Here is a 15,490-nt window from a genome sequence, read left to right as displayed (position 1 = left end):
TCAAGGGTGGCACGGGGGCGTGCTCGGTCGGAGTGGCTGTGGGCGTCTGGTCGTCATGCGCGCAGGCGCAGTCCTCGGGGCGTCGCGATGAAGCCCGCTCCTTCCAGGAGGGTGCCGATGGGGGAGGTCAGGGCCTGGGCGCCGTTGACGCGCTCGACGGTGACCGTGCCGAGGGAACCCGCGCGGGCGGCCGCTGCCAGGGACTCGGCGGCGGCGCTCAGGCGGGGGTCGTCGGTGGGGTCGCCGTCCGGGTCGGCGGCCCAGGCCAGCAGGGTCTTGCCGCCGCGCTCCATGTAGAGCGTCAGCTCACCGTCGACGAGTACCACCAGGGAGCCCGCCTTGCGGCCCGGCTTGTGTCCGGCGCCGGTCGGGGGCTCGGGCCAGGGCAGGGCGGCGCCGTACGCGTTCGCCGGGTCGGCGGCGGCGAGGACGACGGCCCGGGAGGCCGGATCCGGGCGGTTGCGGCGGCTCGGGAATCCGGGGTCGTTCGGTCCGCGCCCGCCGTTCTGCCAGGGCGGGGTGCTCTGTGGGGCGTAGTCGCGGGGCGAGACGTACTCGTCCGGGGCGGGCCGGGGCGCCGGGGTTTCGAAGGCGGCGCCGAAGCCGGCGAAGTCGTCGTGCCCGGGGTCGTCGGTGTGGTCGGTGGAGGGGGCCGAGGCGTCCGGTCCGGCGAAGTCGTGGGCCGGGAAGGGATCGAGGTCGGGGCCCGGAGTGAGGTCGGGCGGGCCCTCGCCGCGGTCCCGGGCGTTGGACACCGCGCGCAGGCGGTCCACGGCGCCGTCCATCGCGAACTGCGCGGCGCCGAGGCCCTCCACGACGTAGCCCCTGCGGGCCTGGCCGCTCTCCTCGAAGGCGGACAGTACGCGGTACGTCGCCGAGAACCCGCCCTCGACGCCCTCCGCCGAGACCGCGCCCCTGGTCACCACGCCGTGCCGGTCGAGGAGCGTACGGGCGAGGGCGTGGGCCCGCACCGTGGGGTCCGGCTCGTGTGCCGGGAGCAGGGACCAGCGGCCGGCAACGGTCGGTGGGCCGGTGCGGGACGCGGTGCGGGCCGCGGCCGTCAGGGAGCCGTAGCGGCCGCGCGGGACCGCGCGCTTGGCGCGGTGGGCCGTGGAACCGGCGGTGCGGCCCGAGCCGAGCAGGGAGCGCATCGGGGTGAGCGTGTCGTTCGTGAGGCGCCCGGACCAGGCGAGGTCCCAGAGAGCGTCGGCCAGCTGCGGATCGGTCGCGTCCGGGTGGGTGGTGGCGCGGACCTGGTCGGCGATCTGGCGGAAGAACAGACCGTAGCCCCCGGACAGGTTGTCCAGGACGGACTGATGGAGGGCCGTCAGCTCCAGGGGATGCGGGGGCGGCAGGAGCAGGGGGGCCGCGTCCGCCAGGTAGAGGGAGACCCAGCCGTCCTTGCCGGGGAGGGAGCCGGCCCCGGCCCACACCACCTCCCCGGCGGCGGTGAGCTCGTCCAGCATCGCCGGGGTGTAGTTCACGACCCGGGAGGGCAGGACCAGCTTCTCCAGCGCGGAGGCCGGTACGGACGCGCCCTGCACCTGCTCGATGGCCCGGACCAGCCCGTCGATGCCGCGCAGGGAGTGTCCCTTGCCGATGTGCTGCCACTGGGGGAGGAACTGGGCGAGCGCCGGCGGGGGCACCGGCTCCAGCTCGTGCCGCAGCGCGGCCAGGGAGCGGCGGCGCAGCCGGCGCAGCACGGCCGCGTCGCACCACTCCTGGCCGATCCCGGCGGGATGGAACTCGCCCTGCACGACCCGGCCCGCCGCGGCGAGCCGCTGGAGGGCGCCCTCGGTGACGGCCGTGCCCAGGCCGAAGCGGGCCGCCGCCGTGGCCGAGGTGAACGGGCCGTGGGTGCGGGCGTACCGCGCGAGGAGGTCGCCGAGCGGGTCCTTGACCGGCTCCGTGAAGGCCTCCGGGACGCCGACCGGAAGGGCTGTGCCCAGTGCGTCGCGCAGACGGCCCGCGTCCTCGATCGCCGCCCAGTGGTCGGCGCCGCCGACCCGTACCCGGATGGCGCGGCGGGCACCGGCCAGCTCCTGCGCCCACTGCGGCTCGGCGCCCCGCTCGGCGAGCTCCGCGTCCGTGAGCGGCCCGAGGAGGCGGAGGATGTCCGCGACGCCCTCGGCGTCCTTGACGCGGCGGTCCTCGGTGAGCCACTGAAGCTCCCGCTCCAGCTCCGTCAGCACCTCCGCGTCCAGCAGCTCGCGCAGCTCCGCCTGTCCCAGCAGCTCGGCCAGCAGCCGCGAGTCCAGCGACAGGGCCGCGGCCCGGCGCTCGGCGAGGGGGGAGTCGCCCTCGTACAGGAACTGGGCGACGTAGCCGAAGAGCAGGGAGCGCGCGAACGGGGACGGTTCGGCGGTCGTGACCTCGACGAGGCGTACCTTGCGGGACTCCAGGTCGCCCATCAGCTCGACGAGCCCGGGGACGTCGAAGACGTCCTGGAGGCACTCGCGGACCGCTTCCAGCACGATCGGGAACGAGCCGAACTCGCTCGCCACCTGGAGCAACTGGGAAGCACGCTGCCGCTGCTGCCACAACGGGGTGCGCTTGCCCGGGTTGCGGCGCGGCAGCAGCAGCGCACGGGCGGCGCACTCGCGGAACCGGGACGCGAACAGCGCCGAGCTGCCCACCTGGTCGGTGACGACCTGGTCGACCTCGCCCTTGTCGAAGACGACGTCGGCGGCGCCCACCGGCGCCTGCTCGGCGTCGTACTCCCGGCCCATCTTGACCGGCTCCTGGTCCAGCAGGTCCAGGCCCATCAGGTCGGCGTCCGGCAGACGCAGCACGATGCCGTCGTCAGCGTGCATGACCTGCGCGTCCATGCCGTACCGCTCGGAGAGCTTGGCGCCGAGCGCGAGCGCCCAGGGGGCGTGCACCTGGGCGCCGAAGGGGGAGTGCACCACCACGCGCCAGTCACCGAGCTCGTCACGGAAGCGCTCCACGACGATCGTCCGGTCGTCCGGGACGTGACCGCAGGCCTCGCGCTGTTCGGCCAGGTACGAGAGCACATTGTCCGCCGCCCAGGCGTCCAGGCCGGCGGCGACGAGGCGGAATCGGGCGTCTTCCTCGGACAGGGAGCCGACCTCGCGCAGGAACGCGCCCACCGCCCGGCCCAGCTCCAGCGGACGGCCGAGCTGGTCGCCCTTCCAGAAGGGCAGCCGGCCCGGTACGCCCGGGGCCGGGGAGACCAGGACGCGGTCGCGGGTGATGTCCTCGATGCGCCAGGAACTCGTGCCGAGCGTGAAGACGTCACCCACACGGGACTCGTAGACCATCTCCTCGTCGAGCTCGCCGACCCGGCCGCCGCCCTTCTTCGGGTCGGCTCCGGCGAGGAAGACCCCGAACAGACCCCGGTCGGGGATCGTGCCCCCGGAAGTGACAGCGAGGCGCTGTGCGCCGGGGCGGCCGCTGATCTCGCCGGTGACCCGGTCCCACACCACGCGCGGGCGCAGCTCCGCGAACGCGTCGGACGGGTAGCGGCCGGCCAGCATGTCCAGGACCGCCGTGAACGCGGACTCGGGCAGCGAGGCGAACGGGGCGGCCCGGCGCACGGCGGCGAGGAGGTCGTCGAACTGCCAGCTGTCCATGGCCGTCATGGCGACGACCTGCTGGGCCAGCACGTCCAGGGGGTTGGCGGGAACCCGGAGGGACTCGATGGCACCGGTCCGCATGCGTTCGGTGACCACGGCCGCCTGGACCAGGTCGCCGCGGTACTTCGGGAAGACCACGCCGGTGGAGACCGCGCCCACCTGGTGGCCCGCACGGCCGACGCGCTGGAGGCCGGAGGCCACCGAAGGGGGCGACTCCACCTGCACCACGAGGTCCACCGCACCCATGTCGATGCCCAGTTCCAGGCTGGACGTGGCCACCACCGCGGGGAGGCGGCCCGCCTTGAGGTCCTCCTCGACCAGCGCGCGCTGCTCCTTGGACACCGAGCCGTGGTGGGCACGGGCGATGACCTGCGGAGCGCCCTGGGCGGCTCCCGAGCCGCCCATCAGCTCGGCGGGGGAGTGGTGCTCGTCGAGGGGCTCGCCCGTGGCCCGTTCGTACGCGATCTCGTTCAGGCGGTTGCACAGGCGCTCCGCGAGGCGGCGGGAGTTCGCGAAGACGATCGTGGAGCGGTGGGCCTGGACGAGGTCGGTGATCCGCTCCTCGACGTGCGGCCAGATCGACGGGCGCTCGGCGCCCTCCGAGCCGTCCGCCACCGGGGAGCCGCCCAGCTCGCCAAGGTCCTCGACCGGGACGACCACGGACAGGTCGAACTCCTTGCCCGACTCCGGCTGGACGATCTCCACCTTGCGGCGGGGCGAGAGGAACCGGGCCACCTCGTCGACCGGGCGGACCGTCGCGGACAGGCCGATGCGGCGGGCGGGCTTCGGAAGCAGGTCGTCCAGTCGCTCCAGGGAGAGCGCCAGGTGGGCGCCGCGCTTGGTGCCGGCCACCGCGTGCACCTCGTCGAGGATCACCGTGTCGACCCCGGTCAGCGCGTCGCGGGTGGCCGAGGTCAGCATCAGGAACAGCGACTCGGGGGTCGTGATCAGGATGTCCGGCGGGCGGGTGGACAGGGCCCGGCGCTCGGCGGCGGGGGTGTCGCCCGAGCGGATGCCCACCTTGACCTCGGGCTCGGGCAGGCCGAGGCGTACGGACTCCTGGCGGATGCCGGTCAAGGGGCTGCGGAGGTTGCGCTCGACGTCCACGGCCAAGGCCTTCAGCGGCGAGACGTACAGGACGCGGCAGCGCTTCCTGGGGTCGGCGGGGGGAGGCGCCGAGGCCAGCTGGTCCAGGGCGGCCAGGAAGGCGGCCAGGGTCTTGCCGGAGCCGGTGGGGGCGACGACCAGCACGTCCGAACCCTCGTGGATGGCCTGCCACGCGCCGGACTGGGCGGTGGTGGGCGCGGAGAAGGCCCCCGTGAACCAGGCGCGGGTCGCGGGGGAGAAGGTGTCCAGGGCTCGGTGTGCGTGGCTGGCCATGGATCCATCGTGCACCTCGGCACTGACAACGGGTCCGCCGCCGAGTCCTGCCCGTCCGCCGGTGGCGGGCCGGGGAGGCGCTGTGGGTGCGGGGGTCAGGATCCGCGCGTCGCACGGACAATGGTCGTATGAGCGAGCGCGCGCGGCACTGGCAGTACGACGATCTGCCCGGTGTGGATCTGCTGCGGGCCCGCTATGTGCGGAAGACCTTCGTGCGGCACACGCACGAGAACTTCGTGATCGCCGCCATCGCCGACGGGGTCGAGGTGTTCCACCACGGCGGGGGTGACCAGTACGCGGGCGCCGGAGCTCTGGCGCTGGTGAATCCGGACACTCCGCACACGGGGCGCGCGGGGGTGCCCGAGGGGTGGCGGTACGGGGCCGTGTATCCGTCCGTCGACGTGGTGGCGGAGATCGCGGCCGAGACCACGGCCCTGCGGGGGACGCCGGGGTTCGTGAACCCGGTGATGGACGATCCGTACGCCGTCGGGCTGGTGCATCAGGTGCTGCGGGCGGCCGACGAGGGCAACGCCCTGGCCGCCGACACGCTGCTGCGGGTCGCCGTGACCCGGCTGCTGCGGCTGAACGGCGGGCCGATGCCGCGGCGGGAGGTGCGGACGGCGGGGGCCCGGATCGCCGCACGCGCGCGTGGGGTGCTGGAGGAGCGACTGGCCCGGCCGCCGAGTCTGGAACGGCTGGCCGCCGAGCTGGGGACCAGCCCGTTCGCCTTGCTGCGGGCCTTCCGGGACACCTACGGCATGCCGCCGCACGCGTGGCTCACGGACGCGCGGGTACGGCGGGCGCGGCGGCTGCTGGATCTGGGGACGGCGCCCGCGGAGGTCGCCGTGACCGTGGGGTTCACCGACCAACCCCATCTCAACCGGCACTTCAGCCGGATGGTCGGCGTGCCTCCGGGGGCGTACCAGCGGGAGCGCAAGAACGTACAAGATTTGGGGTAGCGGCTGCTCGTAGCGTGCCGGGCGTGGCAGAATGGACAGCTCTCAGAGATTCAGGGACCGGCGGCAAGCCGGACCGCGCCGTCGTACGGGACGCCTTGGGCGTGGGGGTGGCCGTCGGGCTCTCCGGGTTCGCTTTCGGGGTGACGTCGGCGGGCAGCGGGCTCACGCTGATGCAGACATGCGCGCTCAGTCTGCTGGTGTTCACCGGGGCGTCCCAGTTCGCCCTCGTGGGGGCCCTCGCGGCAGGAGGCAGCCCGTTCACGGCCGCGGCCGGGGCCTTCTTCCTGGGCGTGCGGAACGCCTTCTACGGCCTGCGGCTGTCGCAGGTGCTGGCCCTCCCGCGCGCTCTGCGGCCGTTCGCCGCGCAGTGGGTGATCGACGAGACGGCCGCCGTCACGCTCGCACAGCCCACGCGGCGCAGTGCCCGGATCGGGTTCGCCGTCACCGGGCTGAGCCTGTACCTGCTGTGGAACCTCACCACGCTGCTCGGTGCGCTGGGCGCCGAGGCCATCGGGGACACCGACGCGTGGGGGCTGGACGCCGCCGGTCCCGCGGTGTTCCTGGCCCTGCTCGCACCGATGCTGAGGACCGGCACCGAGCGGGCCGTGGCCGGACTCGCCGTGCTGCTGGGGCTCGGGCTGCTGCCCGTCCTGCCCGCCGGGGTACCGGTTCTGCTGGCCGCGCTGGCGGCGCCGGTCGTGCTGTGGGCGGACGGCCGGCGCGGGGGAGCGAGGGCTGAGCGGTGAACGTCTGGATCGCGATCGGGGTGACCGTCCTCGGGTGTTACGCCGTCAAGCTGGCCGGGCTGCTGGTTCCCGCGGGGGCCCTCGAACGGCCCGTCGTCAAGAGGCTTGCCGCGCTGCTGCCCGTCGCGCTGCTCGCGGCCCTCACGGCCCAGCAGACCTTCGCCGACGGGCAGACACTGGTGCTGGACGCACGGGCCGCCGGGCTGGGCGCAGCGGCCGTGGCGTTGATGCTGCGTGCCCCGTTCCTGCTCGTCGTCGGGGCTGCCGTGGTGGTGACCGCGGGGGTGCGGGCCATGGGAGCCGGCTGATCAGGAGACGGGGCGGCCGTAGGCCCGGAGCGTGCGCAGGGCCTCGATCGTCGCCAAGGGGCGGGCCTCCATGGTGGGCGCCGGGGCCCAGTGGCCCCGACGCCCTGGCCAGCCGCCGTCCGCCTGCTGCCGGGCCGCGAGGTGGTCGAGGGAGCGGGCCATCTCGTCATCCTTGAACCAGGCGCGCGCGAGGGAGCGCGGTGTCCTCGCGTAGTCGTGCGGGAAGTGGTGTTCGTCCGGGGCGTGGCCGGGGGAGACCGGGCCGGGGTCCTGGTCGTCGGGGTCCTGGTCGTCGGGGTCCAGGATCGCGAGGCGGTGGGCGCGTACCAGGCGGCCCAGTCGGGCGGCGGCCGCCTCCGCGCGCGGGCGGTCGGGGGCGGAGTCCAGGAAGGCCACGGCGGCCTCGATCTCGAAGGCGTGGGGCTCCTCCAGCGACTCGACCGCCTGCCAGCAGAAGTCCGTGGCCCGGAACAGCCAGGCGTGCCACACCTCGTTGCGGTGCAGCAGCCCCACCACCGGCCCCGTCGCCAGGAGGGCGCTGGGCGGGTCGTCCACGACCGTCACGAAGGGGGCCGTGGGGTAGCCACGCTGGCTCGGATGGACCGCCGGGAGGGCGCCGTCCGGCGTGGAGACCGACGTCAGGTAGCGGCACATACGCTCCACGCGCTGGCCGGCGCACCGTCCCACCGCGTCCAGGACGCCCAGGGCGTGCGCGGTGTGCGGCGGCTGGCTGACCGGGCCACGCAGATCGGGCTCCAGAGCGTGGCCGTACCCGCCGTCCTCGTTGCGGTAGGCGTCCAAGGCGATCTCCACGGGGTCGGCGGGGGCGCCCCGGAAGTGGTGGGCGAAGAGATGCCGCTCGAGCACGCGCGCGGTGAGCCAGACGAAGCGCTCCGCGCGTGCGACCGGGCTGTGCGGCGGGGGCGTCCGCGGGAGTGCGGGCGTCGGGGAGAGTGCGGAAGCTCCTGTATCGGCCATGGGTCAGACCGTAGGGCGGAAAGCGGTGCCGGCAGGCGGTCCCGGCCCAGGCACACCCCAGGGGCGGGATACTGGAGGCATGCGGTTGACGGTCTTCTGGCAGCGGATGGCGGAGCACTTCGGTCCTGGCTACGCCGACACCTTCGCGCGCGACCACGTGATGTCGGATCTGGGCGGACGCACGGTGCACGAGGCGCTCGACGCCGGCTGGGACGCCAAGCAGGTCTGGCAGGTCGTGTGCACGGTGATGGACGTGCCGAGGGAGAAGCGTTGACCAGTCGTGCAGACCACTGAGCGACCGGTCGAGAAGATCGCAGGTGGGCAGACGGCTGTCGGTGGCGTGGGTGAGACTTGGTCCGTGGCACCAAGTGACGAGACCGGGCAGGCAGCGGCTGACGAGGCCGGGCAGGCAGCCCGGCGTTCCTCCCCGTTCGGTACGACGCCGCCCGCCGGGCCCCCGGCCGGCGGGGCCTCGGCAGGGCCGAACGGCCGGATGCCGCGCTGGCTGCCGCGTGCCATGGTGCTCGCACTCGCCCTCGTCGCCGTGTTCCAGCTGGGCAGTTGGGCCTTCCACCAACTCACCGGACTGCTGATCAACATCCTGATCGCGTTCTTCCTGGCACTGGCCATCGAACCGGCGGTGAGCTGGATGGCCTCGCGCGGCATCCGCAGGGGGCTGGCCACGTTCGTCGTCTTCATCGGCGTGGCCGTCGTGGCCGCGGGCTTCGTCACGCTGCTCGGCTCCATCCTCGCGGACCAGATCATCAAGATGATCGAGGGTTTCCCGGAGTACCTCGACTCCGTCATCCACTGGATCAACACGCACTTCAACACCGACCTGAAGCGCGTGGACATCCAGGAGGGTCTGCTCCGCTCCGACTGGCTGCGCAACTACGTGCAGAACAGCGCCACAGGTGTCCTGGACGTGTCCGCCCAGGTCATCGGGGGCCTCTTCCAGTTGCTGACGATCGCGCTGTTCTCGTTCTACTTCGCCGCGGACGGCCCTCGGCTGCGCCGCGCGATCTGCTCCGTCCTGCCGCCCGCCCGGCAGGCCGAGGTGCTGCGCGCGTGGGAGATCGCCGTCAACAAGACCGGCGGGTACATCTACTCCCGCGGTCTCATGGCCCTGATCTCCGGCGCGGCCCATTTCGTCCTGCTGCAGGCCCTGGACGTGCCCTACGCGCCCGTGCTCGCCGTGTGGGTGGGCCTGGTGTCGCAGTTCATCCCCACCATCGGCACGTATCTCGCGGGTGCGCTGCCCATGCTGATCGCGTTCACGGTGGACCCCTGGTACGCGCTGTGGGTGCTGCTGTTCGTCGTGGTCTACCAGCAGTTCGAGAACTACGTGCTCCAGCCCAAGCTGACCTCCAAGACCGTCGACATCCACCCCGCGGTCTCCTTCGGCTCGGTCATCGCGGGCACCGCGCTCCTCGGTGCCGTCGGCGCACTGATCGCCATCCCGGCGGTCGCCACGCTCCAGGCGTTCCTCGGGGCGTACGTGAAGCGGTACGACGTCACGGACGACCCCCGGGTGCACGGCCATCGCCGGCGGGGGGAGGGGCCGGGCCCGATCACGCGCGCGAGGCAGCTGTGGGCACGGCGACCAGGGGCGCAGAAGCCCGGGCCCGGAGGCGGTGGGCCCGGGCAGGACTCCTCCTGATCCCGCCGCCGGACCGACCGAGCAGCGGTCAGGCAGCGCCGGCCGGCGGTTCCGCGATGCCGACGATGCTTCCGCCGACGTCCTGGACGCGGGCCGTCCAGCCCAGCGCCGTGAGATCGGCGGTCAGCGTCGAGGCGTCGTGGAACACCTTCACCACGCGGTACCGGCTGCCGTCGTCGAGCCGGCGCAGCACCGTGGGGACGGACCCGACCGTGACGCTCTCCTCGGCCGCGGCAGCGGAGGGGCCGTCGTCGACGAAGACCGCTCTGCCGCCCGGTGCGAGCATGCCGGCGACGGCGCTCCAGAAGGCGGGCAACCGCGCCGGCGGGACATGGGAGAGCCAGAAGGCGAAGAACACCGTCCGGTACCGCCGCTGCGGTCGCCACTCGAGCACATCGGCCCGGACGAACCGGACGTTGGGGGCGGGAGTGCGCGCACGGGCGACGGAGAGCATCTCGGCGGCGGCATCGACAGCCGTCACCGAACGCGCCCGGGCGGCGAGCAGCGGGGTCCACTGGCCCGTTCCGCAGGCCAGCTCCAGCACGTCTCCGCTGATCGGGAGGCTGTCCGTCATGGCCAGGAGCCGCTGGAGCTGCGCGCGCTCCGCGTAGGGCCGGTCGTACTCGGCCGCTCCTGCGCGGTAGTAGGCGATCTGCTCCGCGAGGAGGGTGTCGTCGTCACTGTTCATGACGGGCAGGGTCGGGCATGTCCTTGCGGGAAGGTCAACCCCGGGCACCGGGTGTGCCGCGTGGTGCGCTTGACACGAAAATCGAACATCCATTCTTATGGGGGCACCGGCACGGCTCAACGGTGGGCATTTCGACGTAGTTTGGGTAGAGAGGTGCCCGAGTTATCCACAGGCCGGACGTGCGTCGGGGCGCATTGTCAGTGGCAGGCGTTAGCGTCTTTGACGTGAAGCGATCGACTCAAGCAAATCGGGTGGAACCCATGGCAGGAACCGACCGCGAGAAGGCCCTGGATGCCGCGCTCGCACAGATTGAACGGCAATTCGGCAAGGGCGCGGTCATGCGCATGGGCGACCGGACCAAGGAGCCCATCGAGGTCATCTCGACCGGATCCACCGCCCTCGACGTGGCGCTCGGCGTGGGCGGCCTGCCGCGCGGCCGGGTCGTGGAGATCTACGGACCGGAGTCCTCCGGTAAGACCACCCTGACCCTGCACGCGGTGGCGAACGCGCAGAAGGCCGGTGGCCAGGTCGCCTTCGTCGACGCGGAGCACGCGCTGGACCCCGAGTACGCGAAGAAGCTCGGCGTCGACATCGACAACCTGATCCTCTCCCAGCCGGACAACGGCGAGCAGGCCCTGGAGATCGTGGACATGCTGGTCCGCTCCGGCGCCCTCGACCTCATCGTCATCGACTCCGTCGCCGCGCTCGTCCCGCGTGCGGAGATCGAGGGCGAGATGGGCGACAGTCACGTGGGTCTGCAGGCCCGCCTGATGAGCCAGGCCCTGCGGAAGATCACCAGCGCGCTCAACCAGTCCAAGACCACCGCGATCTTCATCAACCAGCTCCGCGAGAAGATCGGCGTGATGTTCGGCTCCCCGGAGACCACGACCGGTGGCCGGGCGCTGAAGTTCTACGCCTCGGTGCGTATCGACATCCGCCGCATCGAGACCCTGAAGGACGGCACCGAGGCGGTCGGCAACCGCACCCGCTGCAAGGTCGTCAAGAACAAGGTCGCGCCGCCCTTCAAGCAGGCCGAGTTCGACATCCTCTACGGCCAGGGCATCAGCCGCGAGGGCGGCCTGATCGACATGGGCGTGGAGCACGGCTTCGTCCGCAAGGCCGGCGCCTGGTACACGTACGAGGGCGACCAGCTCGGCCAGGGCAAGGAGAACGCGCGCAACTTCCTGAAGGACAACCCCGACCTGGCCAACGAGATCGAGAAGAAGATCAAGGAGAAGCTGGGCGTCGGCGTGCGTCCCGAGGAGCCGGCGACCGAGCCGGGCACGGACGCCGCGGCACCGGCCGACGCGGCGGCGGTGCCTGCCCCGGCGGCGGCCAAGAGCAGCAAGTCCAAGGCCGCCGCAGCCAAGAGCTGACCCGTGACACGACGAACCGACTGGGCGGAGTACGAGTACGCCGCCTCCGGCGCCCCACGGGGGAGGGGCACCGGAGGCGACACGGGCTCGGCCGTGGACGGGGAGGACACGTCCGGGGACGACCGGCTGTACGAAGGCGGCGAAGGGCTGTACGGCGAGGGCTCCCGGGGCAGCGGCTCATCCGGCCGCCGCTCCCGCGGAGGCGGCTCATCCCGGGACGGCTCGCGTGACGGCGGTGCGCGTCAGGGGCGTGGGCGCCGCCGGCGTGGCTTCGGTGAGGTGATCGCCGAGGACGGAGGTGCCCTCTCCTCGTCGAGGGCCGAGGAGGGGGAGCCTCCCGTGGACCCGGTGGAGCAGGCGCGGGCGATCTGCCTGCGCCTGCTCACCGGGACCCCGCGGACCCGCAAGCAACTCGCCGACGCCCTGCGCAAACGGCAGATCCCGGACGACGCCGCCGAGGAGGTGCTGTCGCGGTTCGAAGAGCTCGGCCTCATCAACGACAGCGCCTTCGCCGACGCCTGGGTCGAGTCCCGGCACCACGGCCGTGGACTGGCCCGGCGCGCGCTCGCCCAGGAGCTGCGGACCAAAGGGGTCGACTCCACGCTGATCGACGCGGCCGTCTCCCAGCTCGACTCCGAGCAGGAGGAGGAGACCGCGCGGGAACTCGTCGACCGCAAGCTCCGCTCCACCCGTGGGCTCGACCGCGACAAGCGGCTCCGCCGCCTCGCGGGCATGCTCGCCCGCAAGGGCTACCCGGAGGGCATGGCCCTGCGCGTGGTGCGGCGAGCCCTGGAGGAGGAGGGGGAGGACCCGGACTTCCTGGGCGAGGAACAGTTCTGAGCTTCTCGTGGAGGAGACAGCTCCGGGCCCGGCGGAGTGGTCACACCACGGGGAGCCCCGCCCCTCGCCAGGCCTGGAACCCGCCGACCAGATCGGTGGCCCGGTGCAGTCCCAGCCCGCGCAGGGACTGGACCGCCAGGCTGGAGGCGTACCCCTCGTTGCAGATCACGACGATGCGCAGGTCGTGACTCGTGGCCTCGGGAAGGCGATGGCTGCCCTGCGGGTCGAGACGCCACTCCAGTTCGTTGCGCTCGACGACGACGGCATCGGGGATGAGGCCGTCCCGTTCGCGCAGGGCGGCGTAGCGGATGTCCACCAGCAGCGCGTCACCGGCCTGGGCAGCCTCGTACGCCTGCTGCGGCTCGATCCGTTCGTAGCCCGCCCGTACGCGCTCGAGCAACTCGTCGATGCCGACGGGAGACCGGACGTCGGAGCCCACCTGCTGACCCTTGCCGCTCACTGCCAGTCCTCCGGTCGCTCCACCTGCTCGAGCCGCAGGATCGGCCCGCTGCGGCTGTAGCGGCGGATCTGCGGGAGGGGAGGGTAGTAGGCGTGCACGGAGATCGCGTGCCGGTCGGAGGACTCGTTGAGCACCTCGTGGACGTGGTGCCGGCCGAAGGCGCGGCCCTGCCCGGCCGTCAGCCGGCGTTCCCGGTCGACACCGTCGGAGAGCTCGAGGGTCTTCCAGCCGTCGGTGGGCAGTCGCGCAGCGAGCGAGTTCTCCTTGAGCTCGCCCGAGGCGGTCAGAAAGGCGCCGACGGAGTCGGCGTGGTCGTGCCAGCCGGTGCCCGTGCCGGGCGGCCAGCCGATGAGCCAGGCCTCGCTGCCACCGGGGCCGTCCAGCCGCACCCAGGTGCGGCCCTCGGGGTCGAGCGGCAGGGAAGCGATCAGCTCGGTGTCGGCCGCGGTACGCCGCACGAAGTCGAAGAGGTCGGCCTGAGTGGGCGCCGAACCGGTGGCGGAGGAGGAGACGGGGGAGGAGACAGACGGGGATGCGGAAGGGGATACAGACACGGGTGCCGTCCTGAAGGTCCTGTCGAGGGTTTCGCGAGGCAGGCGCGTCGGAGCCGCGGCAGACAGAGCGCGGCGCGCGCGGGAAAGGGGAAGACGCGAAGTCAGCAGGACGGGCGACACACGCAGCCCACATAGCGGAGGAGGTCCATATGGACCCTCCGCCACAGGCGCACACAGGTGTCGGTCACGCCCCGGAGTACACCATGCCCCTGGGGGCCGGTCAACTCACTGTCACCATGCGGACGCACGGTGACAGGGGTCACGTCACTCCGGCGGACGCAGGTGTCAGCGCGAGCCGGCCGACGCACCTGCCTCGGCCTGCGCCTTCACCGGTCCGCCCACCGCCGCCTCCGCCGCGGTGTACAGGTCGGCCGGGCGCACCCCGCTCAGCGCGGTGACGAGGTGCCCGTCGGGGCGCACCAGGAGCACCGAGTGCGCGGCCGCACCCGGATAGCTCTCGGCGACCAGCAGCTCCGCGGGGTGCGGCAGCGCCGAGACCGCGGCCGCGAGCCGGGGCATGATGCCGGCGCCGGCCCAGTGCTTGCGCTCCCACACACTCGTGCCCGGCGCGATCAGCACCACGAGCAGCGAACCCCGGCCGAGCCGGTCCCGCAGCCGCACGAACGTGCCGTCCTCCGCGGTGACCCGCACGTCGGTCACCGGTGCTCCGGGCGGTGTGTCGACGGGAACCTCCCCTTCGAGCTGCCCGGGTGCGAGCGGCGAGTCGGCGTACGCCCCCGGCGCCCCGAGCTGGCCGTGCCCCAGGTGGCCCTCCGTGAGCAGCGTGTCGTGCCCACGGGTCGAGCCGGGCACGTAGGAGCGCAGGCCCCCGCCGCCGCGCAGCAGCGGCAGCGCCTGGTCGGCGGCGCGCAGCCGGGCGGCGACGACCGCCCGCCGTTCGGTCTGGTAGCTGTCGAGAAGCGCTTCGTGCGGCCCGTGATGCCAGGCCAGGGCCAGTTTCCAGGCGAGGTTGTCGGCGTCCCGCAGCCCTTCGTCCAGGCCGTGCGTGCCCATCGCGCCGAGCAGGTGGGCAGCGTCCCCGGCGAGGAAGACGCGGTCGGCGCGCCAGCGGCGGGCCAGACGGTGGTGGACGGTGTGGACGCCGGTGTCCAGGAGCTCGTACGGCGGGGTGGCTCCGCCCGCCCAGCCGGCCAGGGTCTCCCGGATACGGGTCAGCAGCAGCTCGGGGGTGACCAGGTCCTTGCCGGGCGGCAGGAGCCAGTCCAGGCGCCAGACGCCGTCCGGCAGTGGGCGCGCGGTGACCTCGCCCGCCGAGGGGCCCGACATCCGCCACGGCGGCATGCGGTGCAGCAAGGCCTCGTCGGACCAGGGCAGTTCCGTACGCAGGGCGGCGACGGCGTGACGTTCCACCGCCGTACGGCCCGGGAAGCGGATGTCCTGGATCTTGCGCACGGTCGAGCGGGGGCCGTCGCAGCCGACCAGGTAACTGCCCCGCCAGTAGGTGCCCTCGGGCCCACGAGTATGGGCCGTCACACCCGAGGACTCCTGTTCGATGCCGTCCAGACGGCTCTCCACCGCGACCTTGACCAACCGCTCACCCGACAGGGCCGCGCGCAGGACGCCGGTGAGGTGGTGCTGGGCGATGTGCAGCGGGGGCGGCTCCGAGCCGTCGAAGACGATCTCGCGCATCACCTGCCTGCGCCGCATCGACCGCCATCCGACCCAGCGGGCACCGGCCCGGGCCAGGGACACCCCGGCCAGCCGTTCCATGAGGGCGGCGGTGTCCTCGCGCAGGACCACGGTGCGCGCCGCACGGGGTTCGTCCTTGCCCGGCCCCTCGTCGAGGACGACACACGGCACCTCCTGACGCGCCAGCGCCAGGGCGAGCGTGAGCCCGACGGGGCCGGCTCCGACGATGATCACCGGGTCCACGGCGCGGCGCCCCCTGCCCGTGGTGTTGTCCTGAGAGACGTAGGTGAACACG

Annotated in this window: 12 protein-coding genes and 1 pseudogene; 7 read left to right on the top strand and 6 right to left on the bottom strand. The window is 73.1% G+C overall.

What is annotated here, in order from left to right:
- Window positions 1-53: 53 nt before the first annotated feature.
- Complete coding sequence (locus tag ABZ016_RS38860; protein ID WP_356921476.1) at window positions 54-4,976, bottom strand: ATP-dependent helicase; 4,923 nt, start codon at window positions 4,974-4,976, stop codon at window positions 54-56.
- Between the two features lie 128 nt (window positions 4,977-5,104).
- On the opposite strand from ABZ016_RS38860, the pseudogene ABZ016_RS38855 reads away from it, so the two are divergent.
- The 3 genes and pseudogenes from ABZ016_RS38855 (at window position 5,105) to ABZ016_RS38845 (ending at window position 6,989) form a co-directional block, all read left to right on the top strand.
- A pseudogene (locus ABZ016_RS38855) lies at window positions 5,105-6,079 on the top strand (AraC family transcriptional regulator).
- Window positions 6,031-6,681 (top strand): AzlC family ABC transporter permease, encoded by a 651-nt coding sequence (locus ABZ016_RS38850; RefSeq protein ID WP_356921474.1) that lies wholly within the window; start codon window positions 6,031-6,033, stop codon window positions 6,679-6,681. The pseudogene ABZ016_RS38855 and the gene ABZ016_RS38850 overlap by 49 nt, the downstream one beginning before the upstream one ends.
- Window positions 6,678-6,989 (top strand): AzlD domain-containing protein, encoded by a 312-nt coding sequence (locus ABZ016_RS38845; RefSeq protein ID WP_356921473.1) that lies wholly within the window; start codon window positions 6,678-6,680, stop codon window positions 6,987-6,989. The genes ABZ016_RS38850 and ABZ016_RS38845 overlap by 4 nt, the downstream gene beginning before the upstream one ends.
- Here the strand turns inward: ABZ016_RS38845 and ABZ016_RS38840 are convergent, their stop codons facing one another.
- Complete coding sequence (locus ABZ016_RS38840) at window positions 6,990-7,967, bottom strand: hypothetical protein (protein ID WP_356921472.1); 978 nt, start codon at window positions 7,965-7,967, stop codon at window positions 6,990-6,992. It abuts the gene before it with no gap.
- Window positions 7,968-8,046: 79 nt separating this feature from the next.
- Between ABZ016_RS38840 and ABZ016_RS38835 the strand changes: the two genes are divergently transcribed.
- Complete coding sequence (locus ABZ016_RS38835) at window positions 8,047-8,241, top strand: DUF3046 domain-containing protein (RefSeq protein ID WP_356921471.1); 195 nt, start codon at window positions 8,047-8,049, stop codon at window positions 8,239-8,241.
- Window positions 8,242-8,460: 219 nt separating this feature from the next.
- Window positions 8,461-9,627, top strand: coding sequence for an AI-2E family transporter (locus ABZ016_RS38830; RefSeq protein ID WP_356921491.1), 1,167 nt, complete (start codon window positions 8,461-8,463; stop codon window positions 9,625-9,627).
- A gap of 28 nt (window positions 9,628-9,655) precedes the next feature.
- On the opposite strand, the gene ABZ016_RS38825 is transcribed toward ABZ016_RS38830, so the two are convergent.
- Window positions 9,656-10,315 (bottom strand): class I SAM-dependent methyltransferase, encoded by a 660-nt coding sequence (locus tag ABZ016_RS38825; protein WP_356921470.1) that lies wholly within the window; start codon window positions 10,313-10,315, stop codon window positions 9,656-9,658.
- 260 nt (window positions 10,316-10,575) lie between these two features.
- On the opposite strand from ABZ016_RS38825, the gene recA reads away from it, so the two are divergent.
- Entirely contained in the window at window positions 10,576-11,691 is a 1,116-nt protein-coding gene (gene recA / locus ABZ016_RS38820) for a recombinase RecA (protein WP_356921469.1), read from the top strand.
- A 3-nt stretch (window positions 11,692-11,694) separates the two neighbouring features.
- A complete protein-coding gene (gene recX / locus ABZ016_RS38815) occupies window positions 11,695-12,531 on the top strand; it encodes a recombination regulator RecX (RefSeq protein ID WP_356921468.1) in 837 nt (278 codons plus the stop codon).
- 40 nt (window positions 12,532-12,571) lie between these two features.
- Here the strand turns inward: recX and ABZ016_RS38810 are convergent, their stop codons facing one another.
- The 3 genes from ABZ016_RS38810 to ABZ016_RS38800 all read right to left on the bottom strand — a co-directional run bounded on the left by ABZ016_RS38810 (window position 12,572) and on the right by ABZ016_RS38800 (window position 15,438).
- A complete protein-coding gene (locus ABZ016_RS38810; RefSeq protein ID WP_356921490.1) occupies window positions 12,572-12,997 on the bottom strand; it encodes a rhodanese-like domain-containing protein in 426 nt (141 codons plus the stop codon).
- Window positions 12,988-13,545, bottom strand: a complete 558-nt coding sequence (locus ABZ016_RS38805) for a cysteine dioxygenase (protein WP_356921467.1) — start codon at window positions 13,543-13,545, stop codon at window positions 12,988-12,990. Before ABZ016_RS38805 ends, ABZ016_RS38810 begins: the two co-directional genes overlap by 10 nt.
- Before the next feature lie 285 nt (window positions 13,546-13,830).
- A complete protein-coding gene (locus ABZ016_RS38800) occupies window positions 13,831-15,438 on the bottom strand; it encodes an FAD-dependent monooxygenase (RefSeq protein WP_356921489.1) in 1,608 nt (535 codons plus the stop codon).
- Window positions 15,439-15,490 lie beyond the last annotated feature (52 nt).

The sequence above is a fragment of the Streptomyces sp. NPDC006372 genome, from assembly GCF_040612515.1.
In the GTDB taxonomy this organism is placed as follows: Bacteria; Actinomycetota; Actinomycetes; order Streptomycetales; family Streptomycetaceae; genus Streptomyces.
The sequence above is the reverse complement of the archived record's forward strand: the minus strand, read 5'-3'. Positions and strand labels throughout refer to the sequence as shown.

Bases quoted from the DNA above. Each gene is read 5' to 3' on its own strand.
- recA (WP_356921469.1), top strand. From the start codon at position 10,576: ATGGCAGGAACCGACCGCGAGAAGGCCCTGGATGCCGCGCTCGCACAG.
- ABZ016_RS38830 (WP_356921491.1), top strand. From the start codon at position 8,461: ATGCCGCGCTGGCTGCCGCGTGCCATGGTGCTCGCACTCGCCCTCGTC.
- ABZ016_RS38835 (WP_356921471.1), top strand. From the start codon at position 8,047: ATGCGGTTGACGGTCTTCTGGCAGCGGATGGCGGAGCACTTCGGTCCT.
- ABZ016_RS38840 (WP_356921472.1), bottom strand. From the start codon at position 7,967: ATGGCCGATACAGGAGCTTCCGCACTCTCCCCGACGCCCGCACTCCCG.
- ABZ016_RS38825 (WP_356921470.1), bottom strand. From the start codon at position 10,315: ATGAACAGTGACGACGACACCCTCCTCGCGGAGCAGATCGCCTACTAC.
- ABZ016_RS38860 (WP_356921476.1), bottom strand. From the start codon at position 4,976: ATGGCCAGCCACGCACACCGAGCCCTGGACACCTTCTCCCCCGCGACC.